Genomic DNA, 19568 nt, shown 5'->3' on the forward strand with positions numbered 1-19568 from the left:
GTGCCCCACCCGACACCACTGCCCGTGACCTGCGACGCCGATACTGACGTCCGTGTCCGATCACCTCACGCCCGCTCCGTCCGTCCCCGCTCCGTCCGAACCCGGGTTGCGGGGTGCGTTGCTGGTGGCGGGGACGTCGTCGGATGCGGGCAAGAGCGCGGTGGTGGCGGGGTTGTGTCGGTGGTTGTGGCGGCGGGGGGTGTCGGTGGCGCCGTTCAAGGCGCAGAACATGAGCAACAACTCGGTGGTCACGGTGGATGGTGGGGAGATCGGGCGGGCGCAGGCGATGCAGGCGCATGCGTGTGGGTTGGCGCCGAGTGTGGAGTTCAACCCGGTGTTGCTCAAGCCGGGTAGTGACCGGTCGTCGCAGGTGGTGGTCCGGGGCCGGGTGGCGGGGCAGGTGAGCGCGGTGTCGTATCGGGCGCGGACGGCGGCGTTGGGTGCGGTGGTGGCGGAGTCGTTGGCGGGGTTGCGGGCGCGGTTCGACGTGGTGGTCTGTGAGGGGGCGGGGTCGCCGGCGGAGATCAACCTGCGGGCGGGTGACATCACGAACATGGGGCTGGCGCAGGCGGCGGGGTTGCCGGTGGTGGTGGTGGGTGACATCGACCGGGGTGGGGTGTTGGCGCATCTGTTCGGGACGTTGGCGGTGCTCGACCGGGCCGATCAGGCGCGGGTGGCGGGGTTCGTGGTGAACAAGTTCCGGGGGGACCCGGCGCTGTTGGCGCCGGGGTTGGATCGGTTGCGGGCGTTGACCGGGCGGCCGACGTTCGGGGTGTTGCCGTGGTCGGAGCGGTTGTGGCTGGATGCGGAGGACTCGTTGTCGGCGGTGGCCGATGCGGTGGTGGGTCGGCCGGGGCCGCCGTGGGGGGCGGAGTGGTTGCGGGTGGGGGTGGTGCGGCTGCCGCGGATGTCGAATGCCACGGATGTGGAGGCGTTGGCGTGTGAGCCGGGGGTGGCGGTGCGGTATGTGAGTGAGCCGTCGCGGCTGGTGGACGTGGACGTGGTGGTGGTGCCGGGGTCGAAGGCGACGGTGGCGGATCTGGGGTGGTTGCGGCGCTCGGGGTTGGCCGCGGCGGTGGTGGCGCATGCCGGGGCGGGCAAGCCGGTGTTGGGGATCTGTGGGGGGTATCAGATGTTGGGCCGGCGGATCGTGGATCCGGGCGGGGTGGAGGTGGTCGGGGGCGCGGACGTGGCGGGGCTGGGGTTGCTGGATCTGGAGGTGCGGTTCGAGGCGGGCAAGCATCTGGGGACGCCGGTGGGGACGGCGTGGGGGCAGCGGGTGCGCGGGTATGAGATTCATCATGGGCGGGTTGTGGTGTCGGGGGATCCGGTGCTGGTCGAGGAGCCGGGGGAGGGCTCGGATGCCGGGGTGGTGCTGGGCACGCACTGGCACGGGTTGTTGGAGAACGACGGGTTCCGTCGGGTGTTGTTGACCCGGCTGGCGGGGTTGGCGGGGCGGGACGGGTTCGTGGTGGCGCCGGGGACGGATTTCGCTGCTGAGCGGGCCGCGCAGCTGGACGTGCTCGGTGACCTCGTCGCCGACCACCTCGACACCGCCGCGATTGAACATGTCATCAATCACGGAGCGCCCGCGGACCTCCCGACCCTGACGACCGGTCTGGCAGGCTCCGTGCCGTGACCACCCCGGGCCTCATGCACGCGCGTTTCCCGTTCTCGGCCGTCGTCGGGCACGACGACCTGCGGTTGGCGCTGCTGCTCAACGCGGTCCATCCGGGTGTGGGCGGGGTGTTGGTGCGGGGGGAGAAGGGCACCGCGAAGTCGACGGCGGTGCGGGCGCTGGCGGCGCTGCTGCCGGTGGTGGAGGTGGTCGAGGGCTGCCGGTTCGGCTGTGACCCGGCCGCGCCCGACCCGGGCTGTCCGGACGGCCCGCACGGCCCGGGTGCGGTGGTGGGCCGGCGTCCGGCGCGGTTGGTCGAGTTGCCGGTCGGGGCGAGTGAGGACCGGCTGGTCGGGGCGCTGGATCTGGAGCGGGCGCTGGCCGAGGGGGTGCGGGCCTATCAGCCGGGGTTGTTGGCCGCGGCGCACCGCGGGGTGCTCTATGTCGACGAGGTGAACCTGCTGCACGACCATCTCGTGGATGTGTTGCTCGACGCGGCGGCGATGGGGCGGGCGCACGTGGAGCGGGATGGGGTGTCGGTGTCGCATGCGGCGCGGTTCCTGCTGGTCGGGACGATGAACCCGGAGGAGGGGGAGCTGCGTCCGCAGTTGTTGGACCGGTTCGGGTTGACCGTGGAGGTGGCCGCGTCGCGGGAGGTCGCGACGCGGGCGGAGGTGGTGCGGCGGGGGCTGGCGTTCGAGGCGGATCCGGTGGGGTTCGCGGCGGGCTGGGCCGAGGCGGAGCGGGAGGTGGCGGCGCGGATCGTGGCGGCGCGGGCGCGGGTGGGCGCGGTGGTGTTGGCGGATCGGGAGCTGCGGCGGATCGCGGGGGTGTGTGCGGCGGTGGAGGTCGACGGGATGCGCGCGGATCTGGTGATCGCGCGGGCGGCGGTGGCGCATGCGGCGTGGCGGGGGGCCGGGTCGGTGGCCGAGCTGGATGTTCGGGTGGCGGCGCGGTTGGCGTTGCCGCACCGGCGGCGTCGGGATCCGTTCGACGAGCCGGGGATCGACGAGCAGACCCTCGACGACGCCCTGCGCTCGGCCGCGGAGAACCTGGACGACGAGCCCGATCCGCCGTCACCGGGTGGTCCGGGCTCGAACGGTTCGGCCCCAGACGGTTCGGCCCGAGACGGTTCGGCCCGGGACGGTTCGGCCCGAGACGGTTCGGGCCCGGAGGGTTCGGCCGGGGATGGTTCGGGCCCACCCGGTTCGGCGCCAGCTGGTGCGGGGGCCGACGGTTCGGGGACGGAGGCGTCGCGAGCCGACGGCGCCCGGGCCCGCGGCTCGCGCCCCGACGACTCCGGGCGAGCCGGTTCGCGGCCGGACTGTGCGCAGGCAGACGGTTCGTGGCCTGACGGTTCGGCGGCGGACGGGGCGCGGGCCGATGGTTCGCCGACCGACGGTGCGGGCTCGCCCGGATCGGGCTCGTCCGGCCCCGCGGGCCGGGCCGTTCCCGTTCCGACCCCGGTGCGGCTCGCCGCCTCGGCTGCCCGCCGGTTCCGGGTCCCCGGCGTCGGCGACGGCGCCCCGGGCCGTCGTTCACGGGCCCGTACCGACTCCGGCCGGGTCGTCCGCGCGACGGCCGCCGCGCCGCGCCGCGCCGCTGATCTGCACCTTCCCGCCACCCTCGCCGCGGCGGCGCCCCTGCAGGTCGCGCGCGGCCGCCGCGGGCGCGGGGTCGTCGTGCGGTCGTCGGACCTGCGGGGTGCCGAGCGCGAGGGCCGCGAGGGAAACCTGGTGCTGTTCGTCGTCGACGCGTCCGGGTCGATGGCCGCCCGCAGGCGGATGAGCGCGGTGTCGGGTGCGGTGCTCGCGCTGCTGCGCGACGCCTACCGGCGCCGCGACAAGGTCGGCCTCGTGACCTTCCGGGGCGGCGCGGCCGAGGTCGCGCTGCCGCCGACGTCGAGCGTCCCCACCGCGCAGACCCGGCTCGCGACGCTGCGCACGGGCGGGCGCACCCCGCTCGCCGAGGGCCTGCTGCGCGCCCGCCGGGTCCTCGACGCCGAACGCCGCCGCGACCCCCGTCGCCGCGCCCTGGTCGTGCTGCTGACCGACGGCCGCGCGACCGTCGCCGCCCGGCCCGGTGGCGACCCGGTGGCCGACGCCTGCCGCGCCGCCGGCCTGCTCGCGGCCGACGGGGTGCACACCGTCGTCGTCGACTGCGAGAGCGGGCCCGTGCGCCTCGGCCTCGCGGGGACCGTCGCGGGCCACGCCGGCGCCGAGCTGGTCCGGCTCGACGAGCTGAGCGCCGAGTCGGTCGCGAACGTCGTCACCCGCGCCGCCTGATCACCACGAACTGGAGGAACTCCGTGCCGCAGGGCAAGGTCGTCACCGTCCCCGATGACGGGCTCTCGACCCGTCAGCGTCGCAATCGGCCGTTGCTGGTGGTGCACACCGGGGAGATGAAGGGGAAGTCGACCGCGGCGTTCGGGTTGGCGTTGCGGGGCTGGAACCAGGGTTGGTCGATCGGGGTGTTCCAGTTCGTGAAGTCGGCGAAGTGGAAGGTCGGGGAGGAGGAGGCGTTCCGCGCGTTGGGGCGGGTGCACGAGCAGACCGGGCAGGGTGGGCCGGTGCAGTGGCACAAGATGGGCGCGGGGTGGAGCTGGACCCGTAGGCCCGGCACCGAGGACGATCACGCCGCGGCGGCCCGGGAGGGGTGGGCGGAGATCCGGCGGCGTCTGCAGCGGCAGGCCCACGACCTCTACGTGCTCGACGAGTTCACCTATCCGATGAAATGGGGGTGGGTCGAGGTCGGCGAGGTCGTGGAGGTCCTCGCCGCCCGGGAGGGCCACCAGCACGTGATCATCACCGGTCGGGACGCGGCGCCGGAGCTGATCGAGGCCGCGGACCTGGTGATGGCCACGACGAAGATCAAGCATCCGATGGATGCCGGGCAGAAGGGGCAGCGGGGCATCGAATGGTGAGGGTCGCGTGGTAGCCGCCCTGGTCGTCGCCGCGCCGGCGTCGGGGAGTGGGAAGACCACGGTCGCGACGGGGATCATGGCTGCGTTGGCCCGGCGGGGGACCGCGGTGGCGCCGTTCAAGGTCGGCCCGGACTACATCGACCCCGGCTATCACACGCTCGCGGCGGGCCGGGCCGGCCGCAACCTCGACCCGGTGCTGGTCGGGGAGGACCGGATCGCGCCGTTGCTGCGCCACGGCGCGGTCGGTGCGCAGGTCGCGGTGGTGGAGGGGGTGATGGGGTTGTTCGACGGGCGGGTCGGTGACGGGCACGGCTCGACCGCGCACGTCGCGCGGCTGCTCGGGGCGCCGGTGCTGCTGGTGGTCGACGCCAGGGGGCAGTCGCGCAGCCTGGCCGCGGTGTTGCACGGGTTCCGGTGTTTCGATCCGGGGGGTGGGCCGGTCGAGATCGCCGGGGTGGTGCTCAACCGGGTGGGCAGCGCCCGGCACGAGGCGGTGCTGCGGGCGGCCGCCGAGGAGGTGGGGCTGGCCGTGCTCGGCGCGTTGCCCCGCCACGACGGGTTGGTGGTCCCGTCGCGGCATCTGGGCCTGGTGCCCGCGGCCGAGCACGGCGCGGCCGCGCGCGCGGCGGTGGACGCGATGGCCGCCCTGGTGGCCGCGCACGTGGACCTGGACGCGGTCGCGGCACTCGCCCGGCCCGTCGCGCCGGGGCCGGTGTGGGACCCGGTCGTGGCCGCGCCGGTGGCCGGGGAGCCGGTGGTCGCCGTCGCGGGCGGGGCGGCGTTCACCTTCGGCTACGCCGAGCACATCGAGCTGCTCACCGCGGCCGGCGCGCAGGTCGTGGTCGTGGACCCGTTGCGCGACGAGGAGCTTCCCGACGGCTGTGCCGGGCTGGTGCTGGGGGGTGGGTTCCCGGAGGAACACCTCGGGGAGCTGTCGGCGAACGCGTCGTTGCGGGCGGCGGTGGCGGCGCTGGCCGGGTCGGGGGCGCCGGTGCTGGCCGAGTGCGGCGGGTTGCTGTATCTGTGCGCGGACCTGGACGGGGCGCCGATGTGTGGGGTGCTGGCCGGGTCGGCGTCGATGACCGGGCGGCTGACCCTGGGTTACCGGGCCGCGGTCGCGCTGTCGGCGACGCCGTGGCGTCGGGCCGGGGCCCGGGTCGCCGGGCACGAGTTCCACCACTGCGCGGTCACCCCGCGCGCCGGGGCGACACCCGCCTGGGCCTGGCGCGGTGGCGAGCCGGAAGGGTTCGTCGCCGGCGGGGTGCAGGCCTCGTTCCTGCACACCCACCCCGCCGGCGACCCCGACGCCGTCGCCGCGTTCGTCGCCGCGGCTGCCGCACGCTGATGCTGGTCGTGGGGCTCGGGGCGTCCCGTGGCGTCACGGCTGCGGCCGTCGCGCAGCTGCTCGCGCGGGTGCTCCCCGGGGTCGGTGGGGTCGTCGCCTACGCGAGCATCGACCGCCGTGCCGACGAGCCCGGCCTGCTCGCCGCGATCGCCCCCGCGACGCTGCGGACCTTTCCCGCGGCGGCGCTCGACGCGGTCGCGGTGCCGCACCCGGGCGACCGCGCCCGGGAGGCGACCGGTGCGGGCAGCGTCGCCGAGGCCGCGGCTCTGCTCGCCGCCGCCGAGCTGGCCGGACCGGGCGACGAGGTGGCACTGCGGGTCGCCAAGACCGTGGGACAGCGGTGCACCGCGGCCGTCGCCGAGGTCCTGCCCGGCCCCGCCGCGGACTGACCCTCGTGGTTGCACGAACGGCACTTTCCCGCAACTGGACGGCGGCACAGGGCCGTTCGTGCGATCGGCGAGGGCGGCCGCCGCGCCCGATCGCCCCCCGCCCGGCGCGCGCCGCGGCCCCGGCTGGGCACCCGGGTCCCCGGTGTGACGCCGAGCGGAGGCGGCCGGAGGTGGGCCCACCGGCGGTTATGCTCGGCCGTCCACCGAACGGCGGCGGAGCACCCCGACGACGGGACGCCGCCCGCGTCGCGTGTCGCCGCGGCGCTCCCCGGTGGCCACCATCGACGGCACGGCGGAGGGTCTCGCGTGGGTGAGGAGCACTACCTGGTCGGCCTCGACCTCGCCGGGCGGCGGGTCGTGGTGGTCGGGGGCGGGCAGGTCGCACAGCGGAGGCTGCCGCGGCTGATCGCCTCGGGCGCGGCGATCGAGGTGGTGTCCCCGCAGGTCACCCCGGCGGTCGAGGGCATGGTGTCGGCCGGTGAGATCAGCTGGACCGAACGCGGCTACGCCGACGGCGACCTCGACGGCGCCTGGTACGCCGTCGCCTGCACCGACGACCCGGCCGTCAACCGGGCCGTGGGGTCCGAGGCGCAGCGGCGGCGGGTCTTCTGCGTCCGCGCCGACGACGGCAGCGCCGGTACGGCCGTCACGCCCGCCACCGGCGATCACGACGGCCTCACCGTCGGCGTGCTGGCGGGCGGACGGCACCGGCGGTCGGCGGCCGTGCGCACGGCGCTGGTCGAGGCGTTGCAGGCCGGTGTCGTCGACGACGCGGCCGGGCCCGTCCTGCCCGGCGTCGCCCTCGTCGGCGGCGGCCCCGGCGATCCCGAGCTGATCACCGTCCGCGGCCGCCGGTTGCTGGCGCGCGCGGACGTCGTCGTCGCCGACCGGCTCGGGCCGCGCGACCTGCTCGACGACCTGGCTCCACACGTCGAGGTCGTCGACGCCTCCAAGATTCCGTACGGCCGCGCGATGGCCCAGCAGAAGATCAACGAGCTGCTGGTCGAGCACGCGAAGGCGGGCCGGTTCGTGGTGCGGCTCAAGGGCGGCGACCCGTTCGTCTACGGCCGCGGCTACGAGGAGGTCCAGGCCTGCACGGCCGCGGGCGTCCCCGTCACGGTCGTCCCCGGCATCACCAGCGCGTTCGCCGCGCCCGCCGTCGCGGGGGTGCCGGTCAGCCACCGCGGGGTCGCGCACGAGATCGTCGTGGTGTCCGGGCACGTCGCCCCGGACGACCCGCGCAGCCTCACCGACTGGGCGGCGTTGGGCCGGATGCGCGGCACCGTCGTGCTGATGATGGCCGTCGAGCGGATCGCCCTGTTCGCCGACGCGCTCGTCACGCACGGCAGGCCCGCCGACACCCCGGTCGCCGTGATCCAGGACGGCACGACGCGCATCCAACGGTCGCTGCGCACCACGCTGCGCGACGTCGCCGCCGACATCCGCGAGCAGGAGATCAGCCCGCCCGCGATCGTCGTCGTCGGGCCGGTCGCGGGGCTCTCGCCCGACGGCTCCTGAGCCGGTGGTCGGCACGCTCCTGCACCTGGTCCGGCACGGCGAGAGCACCTGGAACGTGGCGGGGCTGCTGCAGGGCTGCACGTCGCACGTCCCGCTGACCCCGCGCGGGCGGGAGCAGGCCCGGGCCGTGTCCGCGCTGCTCGCCGGCCGTCGCGTCGGCGCCGTCGTGTCCAGCGACCAGCGCCGCGCCCTCGACACCGCAGCGGTCGTCGCCGCCCCGCACGGCCTGCCGGTCGTGGCGACGCCGGGCCTGCGCGAGCAGTGCCACGGCGCCTGGGAGGGGAGCGCGGTGCGCGCCGTCGACCCCGACCGCCCGCCGCCCGGCGGCGAGAGCACCCGCGCACTGCGCGAGCGGGTCGCCGGCGCCCTGGCGGCGGTACTGGCGTCGGCTCGCGCCGGCGGACACGCCGAGATCGTCGTCGTGTCCCACGGCGAGACGCTGCGCGCCGCGATCGCGCTGCTCACCGGCACCGCCGCGGGGCCGGTCCCGCCCAACGGCTCCGTGACGACGCTCGTCGCGGGCGACGCCGCGGGGTGGCGGACGCCGCCGCCGCTTGACCCTGGTCGCCGCGCTGTGGTGCAGTCGTCACCGACGGCAGTGGAGGAAGTCCGGTGCGAATCCGGCGCGGTCCCGCCACTGTCACCGGGGAGCGCGTCCCCACGCGTGGCCACTGTCCCGACGCCGGGGTGGGAAGGCCGGGCGACGTCGCGGGCGATCCGGGAGCCAGGAGACTTCCTGCCGTCGTCGACACCCCGACTTCCAGGGCGAGGACCCTCGAGGAGGCGACCATGACCGGCGACGGTCGAAGCCCGGCCGACCCTGCGCGCGACCGGACGAACCCGCACACACCCCTGCGCCGGCTCCGGTGCCCGCGCACGACGCAGGGCGACGGGGCACCTGCCCGGCTGCTCGTGCTGACGTGCGGCCCGACCGGGGCCGGTGCCCCGCCCGACGAGCCCCCGCCCGCCGCGGCCTCCGAGCTCATCGACCGGCTCGACGGCGCCGACGTCGTCTTCACGACCGCCGCCGCTGAGCCGACCGTCCTGTTCTACGCCGAGGCCTGGCGTGTCGAACGGCTCGGTACCGACCTCGCGCCGCTGGCCGCGGGACTGACCACGGGCACGGTCGTCCTGGTGACCGGGGACTGCGCCGCGGACGCGGCACTGGTCGACTCCCTGCCCGCCCGGTTGCCGGGGGTGCTCGTCGAACGCTGCGGCCCCGCACTCGTGCCGCCGCGCAGCCGTCCGCTGGGCCGGGGCGCGTGAGCCCCGGACCGTCGGCGCTCGACCCCGACGGCTTCCACCGCCTCGCCCGTGCCCGCCGCGACGTGCGCACCGGCTTCCTGCCCGACCGCGACGTCGACGACGCGACCCTGCGCCGCGTGCTGGCCTCGGCGCACACCGCGCCCAGCGTGGGGCACTCGCAGCCGTGGGACTTCGTCGTGCTGCGCGACCGCGCGGTCCGCGCGCGCGTCCGCGACCTCGTCCACCGCCACCGCGACGCCTACGCCGCGTCGCTGCCCAGGGCCCGGGCGGCGGCGTTCGCGTCGCTGCGGGTCGAGGCGATCCTCGAGACGCCGGTCAACGTCGTCGTCACGTGTGATCCCACCCGCGGCGGCCGGCACACGCTCGGCCGCTACGCCCAGCCCCGGATGGGCCCGTACTCGGCGGTCTCGGCCGTGCAGAACCTGTGGCTCGCCGCCCGCGCCGAGGGCCTGGGTGTGGGGTGGGTGAGCTTCTTCGACGGCACGGGCGAGCACGAGCTGGCCGGGCTGCTCGGGCTGCCCGCGCACGTCGAGGTGGTCGCCTATCTGTGCGTCGGGCACGTCGACGGGTTCGCCGACGCCCCCGAGCTGGAGACCGCGGGCTGGTCACGACGACGTCCGCTCGGCTGGGCGGTGCACCACGAGACCTGGGGCCGCCGCGGGCTGCCCGGGGAGGAACCCATGGACCTCATCAACGAGACCGTCGACGCGATCGTGCCGGCGTCAGCGCAGGCCCGGACCGCGGCGCGCGACCACCTCGACCGGATGACCAAGCCGCGCGGCTCGCTCGGCCGGGTCGAGGACGTGGCCGTCACGCTGTCCGGGATCGCCGGCGTGTGCCCGCCGCCGCTGCCCGAGCCTGCCGTCGTCGCGGTCTTCGCCGCCGACCACGGCGTGCACGCCCAGGGTGTGAGCCCGTGGCCGCAGGAGGTCACGGCCCAGATGGTCGGCAACTTCCTCGCCGGCGGGGCCGTGGTGAACGCGTTCGCCCGCCAGCTCGGTGCGGAGGTGTGCGTCGTCGACGTCGGGGTCGCCGCCGACCTCGACCCGGTCCCGGGGCTGGTGCCGCGCAAGGTCGCGGCCGGGTCCGCCGACATGACCGCCGGTCCGGCGCTGACCCGCGAGCAGGCCCGCGCGGCGGTGGAGGCGGGTATCGAGACCGCTCGTGACCTCGTCGCGGCCGGGAACCGCTGCCTGCTCACCGGCGACATGGGCATCGCGAACACGACGGCCGCCGCGGCGCTGATCTGTACCTTCACCGGCGCCGACCCGGCTGTCGCGACGGGCCGCGGCACCGGGGTCGACGACGACACCCTGGCCCGCAAGACCGGCGTCGTGCGCGCGGCGCTGGAGCGCCACCGCCCCGACCCGGCCGATCCGCTCGGCGTCCTGGCCGCGTTCGGCGGGCTCGAGCACGCCGGGCTCGCGGGGCTCGTCCTCGGCGCCGCCGCGCTGCGGGTTCCCGTGCTGCTCGACGGCGTCTCCGGCGGGGCCGCCGCCCTCGTCGCGGCCGCCTTCGCGCCCGCGGCGGTCGACTACTGCCTCGCCGGGCACCGTTCCGTCGAGCCCGGGCACACCATCGCGCTCGACCACCTGGGGCTCGTCCCGCTGCTGGACATGGGCATGCGGCTGGGGGAAGGGACCGGCGCGCTGCTCGCCCTCCCCGTCGCGCAGAGCGCCGTCCGCGCCCTGCACGACGTCGCGACGTTCGACTCCGCCGGGGTCGTCGACAAGGACGCGTGACGGGGCGCGGCCGCACGCCTGACCGGCCGCCCTGACCGGCCGCCGACGGCCCGGCCCGCCGGCGGGTCGTGAGCGGCGATGGTCGCCATGGCGACCATCGCCGCTCACAGGCGCCAGGACTCCAGTGGATCGGCCCGGGTCAGGTCGGGGTCGTCGGCGGCCAGGGTGCGGGCCGGTCCCGGGCCCGTGGCCCGGGTCTCGAACCGGACGGTCACCCGCCCGTGCCCGGCCCCCTGCACCCAGCCGTGCCCGTGGGCGGGATGGGCGACGTCGTCGCCCGCCCGCCACGGCGCCTCCGGCGCGGGGGCGCGGTGCGGCGTCTCCGGCGCGCCCGGGACGGGTTCCGCTGCCGGATCGGCCGGGCCCGCCGCGACCGCGGTCCAGCCGTCGGCCGAGGCCACCGCCTCGAACAGGGCGGGCGGCGGGCTCTCGTCGAGGCCCGAGAGCGACACCCCGATCAGCCGGATCCCGCCCTCGCCGACGGCCGTGCGCGCCAGCCGCTGCGCCACCGCGGTGAGCGTGCCCAGGTCGGTGCTCGCGACGGCCGTCGTCTCCGAGCGGCTCGACGTCGCGAAGTCGGCGGTGCGCGCCTTGACCGTGACCGTCCGCGCCGCCCGGCCCGAGGCCAGCAGGCGCCGGTGCGCGGCCTCCGCCATCCGCGCGACGGCGGCGTGCACGTCGGACATCGTCGTCAGGTCGGTGTCGAACGTCGTCTCCGCGCTGACCTGCTTCGCCGCACCACGCGGCGCGACCGGCCGGTCGTCGATCCCGCGGGCGAGCCGGTGCAGCTCGGTGCCGACCGCGCTGCCGAGCACGCCGGCGACCTCGCGGCCGTCCATGGCGGCGAGCTGGCCGATCGTCGTCACACCGAGGCGGCGCAGCGCGGCCTCGGAGACCGGGCCGACGCCCCACAGGGCGCGCACCGGCAACGGATCGAGCACGGAGCGCTCGTCGTCGGGGGCGACGACGCGCAACCCGTCGGGTTTGGCGAGCTCGGAGGCGATCTTGGCCAGCTGCTTCCCGGACCCCGCTCCGACCGATGCCGGCAGCCCCGACCGCGCGCGCACCTCTGCCCGCAGTGCCGCGCCGAAGGCGGTGACCTCCGCGGCCGTGGCCCCGGCCAGCGACGGCGGCTCCAGGAACGCCTCGTCGAGCGAGACGGGCTCCAGGACGGGCGCGGCCTCGCCCAGCACCTCCATGACGACGGCGCTCACCGCCTTGTAGAGCGGGAACCGCGGCGGGAGCACCGTGGCGTGCGGGCAGGCACGGCGGGCCTGCGACATCGGCATCGCCGAGCGCGCGCCGAACACCCGTGCCTGGTAGCTCGCCCCGGCGACGACGCCGCGCGGCCCCGCGCCCCCGACCAGCACCGGCCGGTCGGCCAGCGTCGGGCGGGTGAGCTGCTCGACCGAGGCGTAGAACGCGTCCATGTCCAGGTGCAGCACCCAGCGCCGTCCCGGACCCGTCACCCCTCCATTCTCACCCCGCGCACGGACGGTCCCGGGCGTGCCTCAGCTGTCGGCGGGGACCGGGTCGCGCTGCAGCGCCTCGAGGAAGCCGCGGACCGAGACCGGTCCGCCGTGCAGCACGCCGTTGACGAAGAACGACGGCGTCCCGCGGACCCCGCTGCGAACGCCGGAGTTGAAGTCGGACTCCACCCGGTCCTCGACGAACCGCGTGTTCGGCCACAGCACCTTCTCCGGCGGGATGCCGATCTCCTCGGCGTAGCGGCGCAGGTCGGGCTGGGTGAGGTGCGGCTCGTCGCCCGCGTAGAGCTTCGCGTGCATCGCCCAGAACTGGCCCTTGACCGCGGCGCCCTCGGCGGCGGTGGCGGCGGCGAGGGAGAAGGGGTGCAGTTCGTAGAGCGGGAAGTGCCGGAACGCGAACACGAGCTGGTCGCCCAGCCGGTGGATGACCTCCTCGACGACGGGGTAGGCCGCCCGGCAGTACGGGCACTCGAAGTCGCCGTACTCCACGAGCGAGTACGGCGCACTCAGGACGCCCCGCAGATGGTCGTACGACCCGATCGGCGGGTCGAGCCGAAATGTGCTGATGGTCGCCCTCCTCACCGCGGTCCACCCGTGGCCGGGCAGGATTCCGGGGTGGCCGTCACGACATTAGCCGAGCGCGGGGACCTCAGCCGCGCCGCGCGCCAGTTCCTGCGCACGGAGTCGGGATCGGCGGTGATGCTGCTCTCGGCCGCGCTGATCGCCGTGGTCTGGGCCAACGTGTCGGGCCAGTACGAGACGTTCTGGCACACCGAGCTGTCGCTGCGCTTCGGCGGCGTCGAGCTCACCGAGGACCTGCGGCACTGGGTCAACGACGGCCTCATGGTGATCTTCTTCTTCAGCATCGGCCTGGAGATCTCGCGGGAGATGACCCTCGGTGAGCTGCGCGGCGCCCGGGCGATCGCCGCACCCGCGCTGGCCGCGCTCGGGGGGCTCACCATCCCCGCTGCGCTCTACCTCGCGTTCAACGCGGGCGGCCCGGGCGCGAGCGCGTGGGGCATCGCGATCTCCACCGACACCGCCGTGCTGCTCGGCGTGCTCGCGCTGGTCGGGCCCCGCTGTCCCGACCAGCTGCGCATCTTCCTGCTGGCGCTCGCCGTCGTCGACGACGTGGGCGCGATCGCCGCGATCGCGATCTTCTACACCGACCACGTGAACGTCACGGCCCTGCTGATCGCCATCGGGCTGTTCGCCGCGATCGTCGGGCTGCGCTTCGTCCACTTCTGGCGCACGCCGATCTACGTGCTGATCGGCGTCGTGATGTGGGTGGCGGTGCTGGAGTCGGGCGTGCACCCGAGCGTCGTCGGCGTCGCGATGGGCCTGCTCGTCAACGCCTACGCGCCGCAGCGCCGCGACCTGATCCGCCTGCAGATCGTCGGTCGCAGCCTGCTCGTCGACCCCACCCCCGAACGCGCGCTCGCCGCGCAGGCCGCCGCGGTGGAGACGGTCTCGCCCAACGAACGCCTGCAGCTGCGCATCCAGCCGTGGGCGAGCTACGTGATCGTGCCGCTGTTCGTACTGGCCAACGCGGGTGTGGTGCTCGACGGGGCGACGCTGCGCGCTGCGGCGTCCTCGCCGATCACGTGGGGCATCGTCGTGGGGCTCGTCGTCGGCAAGCTGATCGGTGTCTCCACGGGCACCTGGATCGCGCTGCGCACCGGCATCGGGCGGGTCCCCGACACCCTGCGCTGGGGCCAGCTCGTCGGTGGCGCGGCGCTGTCGGGCATCGGGTTCACCGTCGCCCTGTTCGTCACCGATCTCGCGTTCGACGACGAGAACCTCAAGAGCCAGGCGACGATCGGCATCCTCGCCGGGTCGATCCTCGCGGCGCTGCTCGGCTGGCTGATCTTCCGGCTGCTGGGCGAACGCGGCGGCCAATGCTCGCCGAGCGGGCTGCCGGTGCTGCCCCCGCGCCCCTGGCGTCCCCCGGCCTGAGCCACGGGCCGCCCGCGCCCGCCGCGCCGGGCCCCTCCGGGGCTCGCCGATCCGTGCACGGGCTCTCGCCGATCCGCGCACTCCGGGCCCGATCGTGCCGCCGGCTCGGTACAACGGGTGCCGACCGCGCGTCACCGGGCCGGGTGGGCCCCCGAGCCGCATCGTGGAGGGTCCCGTGCCGATCGACTTCACCCCGAGCGACGAGCAGCGTGCGGTGCGGGCCCGCGCCCGCGAGTTCGCCCGCGACGTCCTGTCGCGCGTCGCGAAGGAGACCCACGGGCTGCCGACCGCGCGCGAGCGCTACGTCGCGACCCGGCCGTTCTACGAGGAGATGGTGCGGGCCGGGTTCCTGCGGTTGCTCGTGCCGCAGGCGCTCGGCGGCGACGGCACCGGCGCGGTGACCGTCGCGATCCTGGCCGAGGAGCTCATCGGCGGGGATCCGAGCGTGGCGCTGTCGCTGTTCTCGACGTCCCTCGGGCTGGCGCCGCTGCTGCGCGGTGGCTCCCCCGAGCAGCACGAACGGTTCCTCGGACCGTTCCTGCGCACCGAGGGCGCGCCCGTCGCGTCGCTGGCGTTCAGCGAGCCCGGGGGCAGCGCGAACTACCTCTCGACGGCGCCCGGCACCGGCCTGCGGACGACGGCGCGGGCGCGCGGCGGGTCGCTCGTCATCGACGGCACGAAGCAGTGGGTCTCCGGCGCGACGGGCTGGGACGGCACCGGCCCCGACCTGATGTCGGTCGCCTGCCGGCTCACGGCGCGCAGGGCGGCCGACCGCGGCGTCGCCGTCGTCGCGGTGCCGGGGCCGGTCGAGGGCCTGCGGGTCACGGGCGAGCTCGACCCGCTCGGCCACCGCGCGCACCTGCTGCCGCGGTTCGACCTGGTGGGCGTGACCGTCCCGCGGGAGAACGTGCTGGGCGGCCCGGGGGAGGGGCCCGCGCTGCTGGCGTCGGCGTTCGGCGGGGCTGCGGTCGGCGCGTGCGCGGTAGGTGTCATGCGGGCCGCGTTCGCCCACGCGCTCGACTTCGCGCGCAGCGACCGCCGCGGGGGCCCGGTCCCGGTGATCGACCACCAGGGGGTCGCGTTCGTGCTCGCCGACGTGAAGACGCGCATCGAGGCGACCCGCGCCCTGACCTGGCGGGCCTGTCACGCCGCGGACCGTCGGGAGCCCTACGCCGAGGAGCTCGGCATCCACGCCAAGGTGTTCGGCTCGGAGGCGGCGGTGCAGTCGCTGACCGAGCTGATGCGCGTGGTCGGTGTGCAGTCGTACTCGCACGAGTCACCGCTCGCCGGCCTGATGGCCGACGCGCTGGCCTACCCGCTGTTCAGCGGCGGCAACATCGGCTTCCGGCGCCGCCGGTTGCAGGAGATCTTCAGCGACCCGGGCTACGACGCGGTGGCCACCGCCGACGCGTAGGGCTCGTTCCGCGGGTCGCCGCGGTGTCGCCGACCACTCGGACGGGGGACCACGCCGAATCTGCTTGCCGGTTTTGCTTGAGCGAGCTAATTTTTGCTCATGCGAGCAAAGACGGCGACGACCACGACCCGGCGCGCCCAGATCGTGGCCGCTGCGATCGAGGTCATCGCCGAGGCCGGGTTCGACAACGCCTCGTTCAGCCGGATCGCCAAGCACGCCGGCCTCTCCAGCACCGGCATGATCAGCTACCACTTCGCGGGCAAGGACGACCTGCTGGCGGCGTGTGTCGCCGAAATCGAACAGGTCACCGGCGCATTCATGCAGCCGTGGATCGACGCCGCCCAGGGCTACGTGGCGCAGCTGCGTGCCTACGTCGAGGCCAACGTCGCGCTGGTGGGCGAGCATCCGGTCGAGGTCCGCGCCCTGATCGACGTGGTCCGCAAGGTCGGCGCGGTCAGCCCGGGCGTCAACGGCCGGCTCGCCCTGTTCGAGGAGCACTTCCGCGCCGGGCAGGCGGCGGGCGAGTTCGGCTCGTTCGACCCCCGGATCACGGCGCTCGCACTGACCACGGGACTCGACGCCGTCGTCGCCACCATGGCGGCCGACGTCCCGGAGCCCGCGGAGCTCGCCCGGATCGGGCGCGAGCTCGCCGACCTGTACACCCGGGCCACCGCGCCCGGTCCCGAGGGGGGAACATCATGATGATCGACCAGAAGCCCGTCGCCGCGCCGTCGTCAGGGGGCGACGCCGGGCTGCGCCGGGTCGTGCGCGCCAACCTGCTCGCCGTCGTGTTCGAGGTCCTCGTGCCGATGGGCCTGTTCTACGGGCTGCGCGCCGCAGGGGTGAGCCAGTGGTGGGCGCTGATGGCCGGGGTGCTGGTGGCCGCGCCGTTCGTCGTATGGACGGTCGTGCGCAACCGCCGGGTCGACCTCGTCGCCCTGGTCACGCTGAGCGTTCTGGTGCTCTCCGTCGTGCTCGGACTGCTGTCCGACGACCCGCGCACCCTCGCGATCCGCGAGGGCTGGACCGCCGCGCTCGGCGGTCTGTTCGGGGCGTGGATGCGGGTGACGGTCGTCGTCGGCAAGCCCGCGCAGCTGACCCTCGGCCGCACCATCGCCGAGATCAAGCGCGGCGCCGAGGGCGCGGCCGCATGGGCGGGCCGCTGGGACACCGACGAGCGGTTCCGGCGCGGGCTGCGGGTGAACACCGCCGTCTGGGGTGCGGTCCTGCTGGTCAACGCGGTGATTCACGTGGTCCTCGTCTACCTGCTCCCGATCGACCTGATCGCCCTGGTCACGACGGTTGTCTGGTTCGTCGTGCTGGGCTGCCTGATCGCGTGGCACGTCTGGTACATCCGCAAGGAGGACATCGATGCCTGACGTGATCGTCGCCGGCGCCGGACCCACCGGTCTGATGACGGCGTTCGAGCTCGAGCGGGCCGGTGTCGAGGTGCTCGTCCTGGAGCGGGACCCGCAGCCGACCACCCAGTCCAAGGCGCTGGCCCTGCAGCCCAGATCGGTGGAGCTGCTCGCCGACCGGGGGCTGCTCGCCGCGATCGAGCCGTACGTCCTGGCCCGCCTCCCGGCCGGGCACTTCTCCGGGATTCCGATCGACTACACCGATCTGCCGACGCGGTTCCCGTTCCAGCTCGGCGTCGAGCAGGCCCACGTCGCGGCGGCGGTCGAGGCCCGGTTGCGTGCCCCGGTGGTGCGCGACGCGGCGGTCACCGAGGTGGCGCAGGACGACGGCGGGGTCGTCGTCACCGCGGGCGGGCGGTCGCACCGGGCGGGGTGGCTCGTCGCCGCCGACGGCGGGCACAGCGCGGTCCGCAGGCTCCTCGGGGCGGCCTTCCCCGGGTCGTCCGCGCGGTTCTCGCTGCTCGTCGCCGACGTCACGCTGGCCGCGAAACCGGCCGGCCTGGCCGAGGACTGGCAGCTGCCGTCGACCGGGTCCGGGTTCCTGCTGCCGCTGACGGGCGGGCGCTACCGCGTCGTCGTCGGGGGCGAGGAGCAGCAGCGCCTCGACCGCGACGCGCCGGTCACCGCCGCCGAGGTCGGGCGCGGGCTGGTCGCCGCGCACGGGCCCGGCATCGAGATCGGTGAGCTGCTGTGGGCCTCACGGTTCGGCGACGCGGCCCGGCAGCTGGAGCGGTACCGGCACGGGCGGGTGCTGTTCGCGGGCGACGCCGCGCACATCCACCTCCCGGTCGGCGGGCAGGGACTCAACCTCGGTCTGCAGGACGCGGTGAACCTCGGCTGGAAGCTCGCCGCCGAGGTGCGCGGGCACGCACCCGGCGGGTTGCTCGACAGCTACCACGACGAGCGCCATCCCGTCGCCGCCCGGGTGCTGGTGAGCACGCGGGCCCAGGGGGTGCTGGGCATCCCCGACCCGGACGCGATCGCCGTCCGGGAGATCGTGACCGGGCTGCTCGCGGTCCCGCAGGCCCGACGGGCCGTTGCGCTCGAGCTGTCGGGGCTCGCCGTCGCGTACCCCGGCGTGCTCGGGCGGGCCGAGGAACCCGTCTCGACCGACGGGCGCGGGGTGCTGGTCGGTGCCGACCTGCCGGCGGCGTGGGCCGACCGGGTCGAGGCCCGTCCGGGTCCTGCACCGCGGCTGGTGCGGCCCGACGGCCACCTCGTGTGGGACGGCGGCCCCGGGCTCGACGACGCGCTCGGCCACTGGTTCGGCCCGCGGGTCGGTTCCGGCGCGGCCGGCCGGGCGCGCCTGTCGGTCTGACGCGGCCGGGGCGCGGCCGGGCCGTCAGGCGCGGGCCGCGCGGGCGTGCAGGACGGCGTCGCCGTCGTGCTCGACGATCCGTGGCGCGGCGGCGCCGGCGCCCGCGACGGCGGCCGGATGGTGCAGCCGCGGTGCGAGGTCGACCAGCCAGAACGGCTCGACAGGCGCGCCCTCGCCGGTCCACTCCAGCACCGCGGGCGGGTGTCCCGGCGGACTGAGGGTGATCGAGTCCATCGGCCGCGACAGCCCGTCGCCCGTGGCCTTGAGCAGCGCCTCCTTGCGGGTCCAGACGCGCAGGAACTCGCCCGTCGTCGCGGGCGCGGGGCGGGCCTTCTCGGCGGGGGAGCTGACGTGCTCGGCCATGCCCGCGACGTCGGAGAGCGCGCGGTGGTGCTCGACGTCGAGCCCGACCGGGACGTCGGCGACGGCGAGCCCCACGAGGTCGCCGGAGTGGGTGAAGGAGAACTCGGGGCCGCCGTCCCCGACCGGCGCGAGCCGGGGCTTGCCGTGGGGCGCGCCGCAGCGGCAGGTGCGGTCGAAGCGGACCCCGGCGGGGTGGGTGGCGATGCGTTCCCCGAGCACGATCCGGGTCAGCGCATGGGCGGCGAGGTAGCGGCCCGCGTCGTCGGGGCGCCGGAACGCGCGCAGCCGGGTGCGTTCGTGCTCGTCGAGGAGCGCGACGAGGTCGTGGCGGAGCGCCGGGTCGACCGGGCCCGCCCACCACACGGTGCACTCGCCCGTGGTCGGGCCGGTTCCCGGGACGGCGTCGCGCACGACGCCAGCGTCGCACGGCGGTGGGCCGGCGCGAAGCGCGCGTGACGGGCGCGACGTCCCGGCCCGGCCTCGGCCCCGGCGTCCGGCGTCGTCGATCCACGCGGCGGCGGACGGCGCGGCCACCGGGAGGAGCGGGGCACCGCGCGCGGGACGCGGTGCGACACACCGCGTCCCGCGCACGCCCCCCGACGCGGCCCGCCGTCACCAGCGACGGGCCGCGGTGTCAGCCGCTGCGTCGCGCGGCGAAGTCGGCGCGCGGATGCACCGGCTTCGTCGACACCGCTCCCCGATGTGCGTGCTGCACATCCGGTGTCGCGCGCTGCGGCTCTGTTCCGCCCTTGCGGCGCGCCCTGCGGGCGGCCCGGTTGGGGGCGGGCTGGTCGTGGTCGGGTCCCGCGGG

16 protein-coding genes, 1 pseudogene and 1 riboswitch are annotated in these 19568 nt (G+C 75.8%); of the genes and pseudogenes, 14 read left to right on the top strand and 3 right to left on the bottom strand.

All coding sequences use genetic code 11. The features are described from left to right. Positions 1 to 106: 106 nt before the first annotated feature. The 9 genes and pseudogenes from PSD17_RS03805 (at position 107) to cobT (ending at position 10801) form a co-directional block, all read left to right on the top strand. Positions 107 to 1639 (top strand): cobyric acid synthase, encoded by a 1533-nt coding sequence (locus PSD17_RS03805; protein WP_041761172.1) that lies wholly within the window; start codon positions 107 to 109, stop codon positions 1637 to 1639. Positions 1640 to 1653: 14 nt separating this feature from the next. Next, positions 1654 to 3903, top strand: a complete 2250-nt coding sequence (locus PSD17_RS03810; protein WP_339121612.1) for a VWA domain-containing protein — start codon at positions 1654 to 1656, stop codon at positions 3901 to 3903. Positions 3904 to 3926: 23 nt separating this feature from the next. Next, the gene (gene cobO, locus PSD17_RS03815; RefSeq protein ID WP_013674849.1) at positions 3927 to 4541 is read left to right on the top strand and encodes a cob(I)yrinic acid a,c-diamide adenosyltransferase; all 615 of its coding nucleotides are present in this window, start codon (positions 3927 to 3929) and stop codon (positions 4539 to 4541) included. Positions 4542 to 4548: 7 nt separating this feature from the next. Further along, positions 4549 to 5886 carry a cobyrinate a,c-diamide synthase gene (locus tag PSD17_RS03820; RefSeq protein WP_339121571.1) on the top strand — a complete coding sequence of 446 codons (1338 nt, stop codon included), beginning with the start codon at positions 4549 to 4551 and terminating at the stop codon, positions 5884 to 5886. Beyond that, complete coding sequence (locus PSD17_RS03825) at positions 5886 to 6275, top strand: cobalamin biosynthesis protein (RefSeq protein ID WP_013674851.1); 390 nt, start codon at positions 5886 to 5888, stop codon at positions 6273 to 6275. The genes PSD17_RS03820 and PSD17_RS03825 overlap by 1 nt, the downstream gene beginning before the upstream one ends. A gap of 306 nt (positions 6276 to 6581) precedes the next feature. After that, complete coding sequence (cobA, locus tag PSD17_RS03830) at positions 6582 to 7793, top strand: uroporphyrinogen-III C-methyltransferase (RefSeq protein WP_013674852.1); 1212 nt, start codon at positions 6582 to 6584, stop codon at positions 7791 to 7793. 4 nt (positions 7794 to 7797) lie between these two features. Beyond that, positions 7798 to 8262, top strand: a pseudogene (locus PSD17_RS35290) (histidine phosphatase family protein); the annotation flags it as partial. Positions 8263 to 8372: 110 nt separating this feature from the next. Further along, a riboswitch (cobalamin riboswitch) is annotated at positions 8373 to 8548 on the top strand. Positions 8549 to 8582: 34 nt separating this feature from the next. Then, positions 8583 to 9059, top strand: a complete 477-nt coding sequence (locus tag PSD17_RS03835; protein ID WP_339121573.1) for a hypothetical protein — start codon at positions 8583 to 8585, stop codon at positions 9057 to 9059. Further along, positions 9056 to 10801 carry a nicotinate-nucleotide--dimethylbenzimidazole phosphoribosyltransferase gene (gene cobT / locus PSD17_RS03840; protein ID WP_339121574.1) on the top strand — a complete coding sequence of 582 codons (1746 nt, stop codon included), beginning with the start codon at positions 9056 to 9058 and terminating at the stop codon, positions 10799 to 10801. The genes PSD17_RS03835 and cobT overlap by 4 nt, the downstream gene beginning before the upstream one ends. Positions 10802 to 10905: 104 nt before the next feature. On the opposite strand, the gene PSD17_RS03845 is transcribed toward cobT, so the two are convergent. Together PSD17_RS03845 and PSD17_RS03850 are read right to left on the bottom strand one after the other, a co-directional pair. Further along, positions 10906 to 12231: a DNA polymerase IV gene (locus tag PSD17_RS03845; protein WP_013674855.1), complete on the bottom strand. Its 1326-nt coding sequence runs from the start codon at positions 12229 to 12231 to the stop codon at positions 10906 to 10908. 81 nt (positions 12232 to 12312) lie between these two features. Then, positions 12313 to 12870: a DsbA family protein gene (locus PSD17_RS03850; protein WP_339121576.1), complete on the bottom strand. Its 558-nt coding sequence runs from the start codon at positions 12868 to 12870 to the stop codon at positions 12313 to 12315. A gap of 12 nt (positions 12871 to 12882) precedes the next feature. On the opposite strand from PSD17_RS03850, the gene nhaA reads away from it, so the two are divergent. The 5 genes from nhaA to PSD17_RS03875 all read left to right on the top strand — a co-directional run bounded on the left by nhaA (position 12883) and on the right by PSD17_RS03875 (position 18394). Beyond that, positions 12883 to 14244: a Na+/H+ antiporter NhaA gene (gene nhaA / locus PSD17_RS03855; protein WP_233899401.1), complete on the top strand. Its 1362-nt coding sequence runs from the start codon at positions 12883 to 12885 to the stop codon at positions 14242 to 14244. Between the two features lie 175 nt (positions 14245 to 14419). Then, positions 14420 to 15658, top strand: coding sequence for an acyl-CoA dehydrogenase family protein (locus PSD17_RS03860; protein WP_339121578.1), 1239 nt, complete (start codon positions 14420 to 14422; stop codon positions 15656 to 15658). A gap of 99 nt (positions 15659 to 15757) precedes the next feature. Continuing rightward, positions 15758 to 16360, top strand: coding sequence for a TetR/AcrR family transcriptional regulator (locus PSD17_RS03865; RefSeq protein ID WP_339121580.1), 603 nt, complete (start codon positions 15758 to 15760; stop codon positions 16358 to 16360). Then, positions 16357 to 17037, top strand: coding sequence for a VC0807 family protein (locus tag PSD17_RS03870; protein ID WP_339121582.1), 681 nt, complete (start codon positions 16357 to 16359; stop codon positions 17035 to 17037). Before PSD17_RS03865 ends, PSD17_RS03870 begins: the two co-directional genes overlap by 4 nt. Next, on the top strand, positions 17030 to 18394 hold the full coding sequence (locus PSD17_RS03875; RefSeq protein ID WP_339121583.1) for an FAD-dependent oxidoreductase: 1365 nt from the start codon (positions 17030 to 17032) through the stop codon (positions 18392 to 18394). The genes PSD17_RS03870 and PSD17_RS03875 overlap by 8 nt, the downstream gene beginning before the upstream one ends. Before the next feature lie 24 nt (positions 18395 to 18418). Here PSD17_RS03875 and PSD17_RS03880 read toward each other — a convergent pair whose 3' ends face one another. Then, positions 18419 to 19168: a 4'-phosphopantetheinyl transferase family protein gene (locus PSD17_RS03880; protein WP_103381563.1), complete on the bottom strand. Its 750-nt coding sequence runs from the start codon at positions 19166 to 19168 to the stop codon at positions 18419 to 18421. Between the last annotated feature and the right edge of the window lie 400 nt (positions 19169 to 19568).

The sequence above is a fragment of the Pseudonocardia sp. D17 genome (genome assembly GCF_036984265.1).
Classification (GTDB): Bacteria; Actinomycetota; Actinomycetes; order Mycobacteriales; family Pseudonocardiaceae; genus Pseudonocardia; species Pseudonocardia benzenivorans.

Excerpts from the sequence above, each read along its gene's own strand:
- PSD17_RS03810 (WP_339121612.1), top strand. The coding sequence starts at position 1,654 with ATGCACGCGCGTTTCCCGTTCTCGGCCGTCGTCGGGCACGACGACCTG.
- PSD17_RS03825 (WP_013674851.1), top strand. The coding sequence starts at position 5,886 with ATGCTGGTCGTGGGGCTCGGGGCGTCCCGTGGCGTCACGGCTGCGGCC.
- PSD17_RS03835 (WP_339121573.1), top strand. The coding sequence starts at position 8,583 with ATGACCGGCGACGGTCGAAGCCCGGCCGACCCTGCGCGCGACCGGACG.
- PSD17_RS03845 (WP_013674855.1), bottom strand. The coding sequence starts at position 12,231 with ATGGACGCGTTCTACGCCTCGGTCGAGCAGCTCACCCGCCCGACGCTG.
- PSD17_RS03865 (WP_339121580.1), top strand. The coding sequence starts at position 15,758 with ATGCGAGCAAAGACGGCGACGACCACGACCCGGCGCGCCCAGATCGTG.
- PSD17_RS03870 (WP_339121582.1), top strand. The coding sequence starts at position 16,357 with ATGATGATCGACCAGAAGCCCGTCGCCGCGCCGTCGTCAGGGGGCGAC.
- PSD17_RS03875 (WP_339121583.1), top strand. The coding sequence starts at position 17,030 with ATGCCTGACGTGATCGTCGCCGGCGCCGGACCCACCGGTCTGATGACG.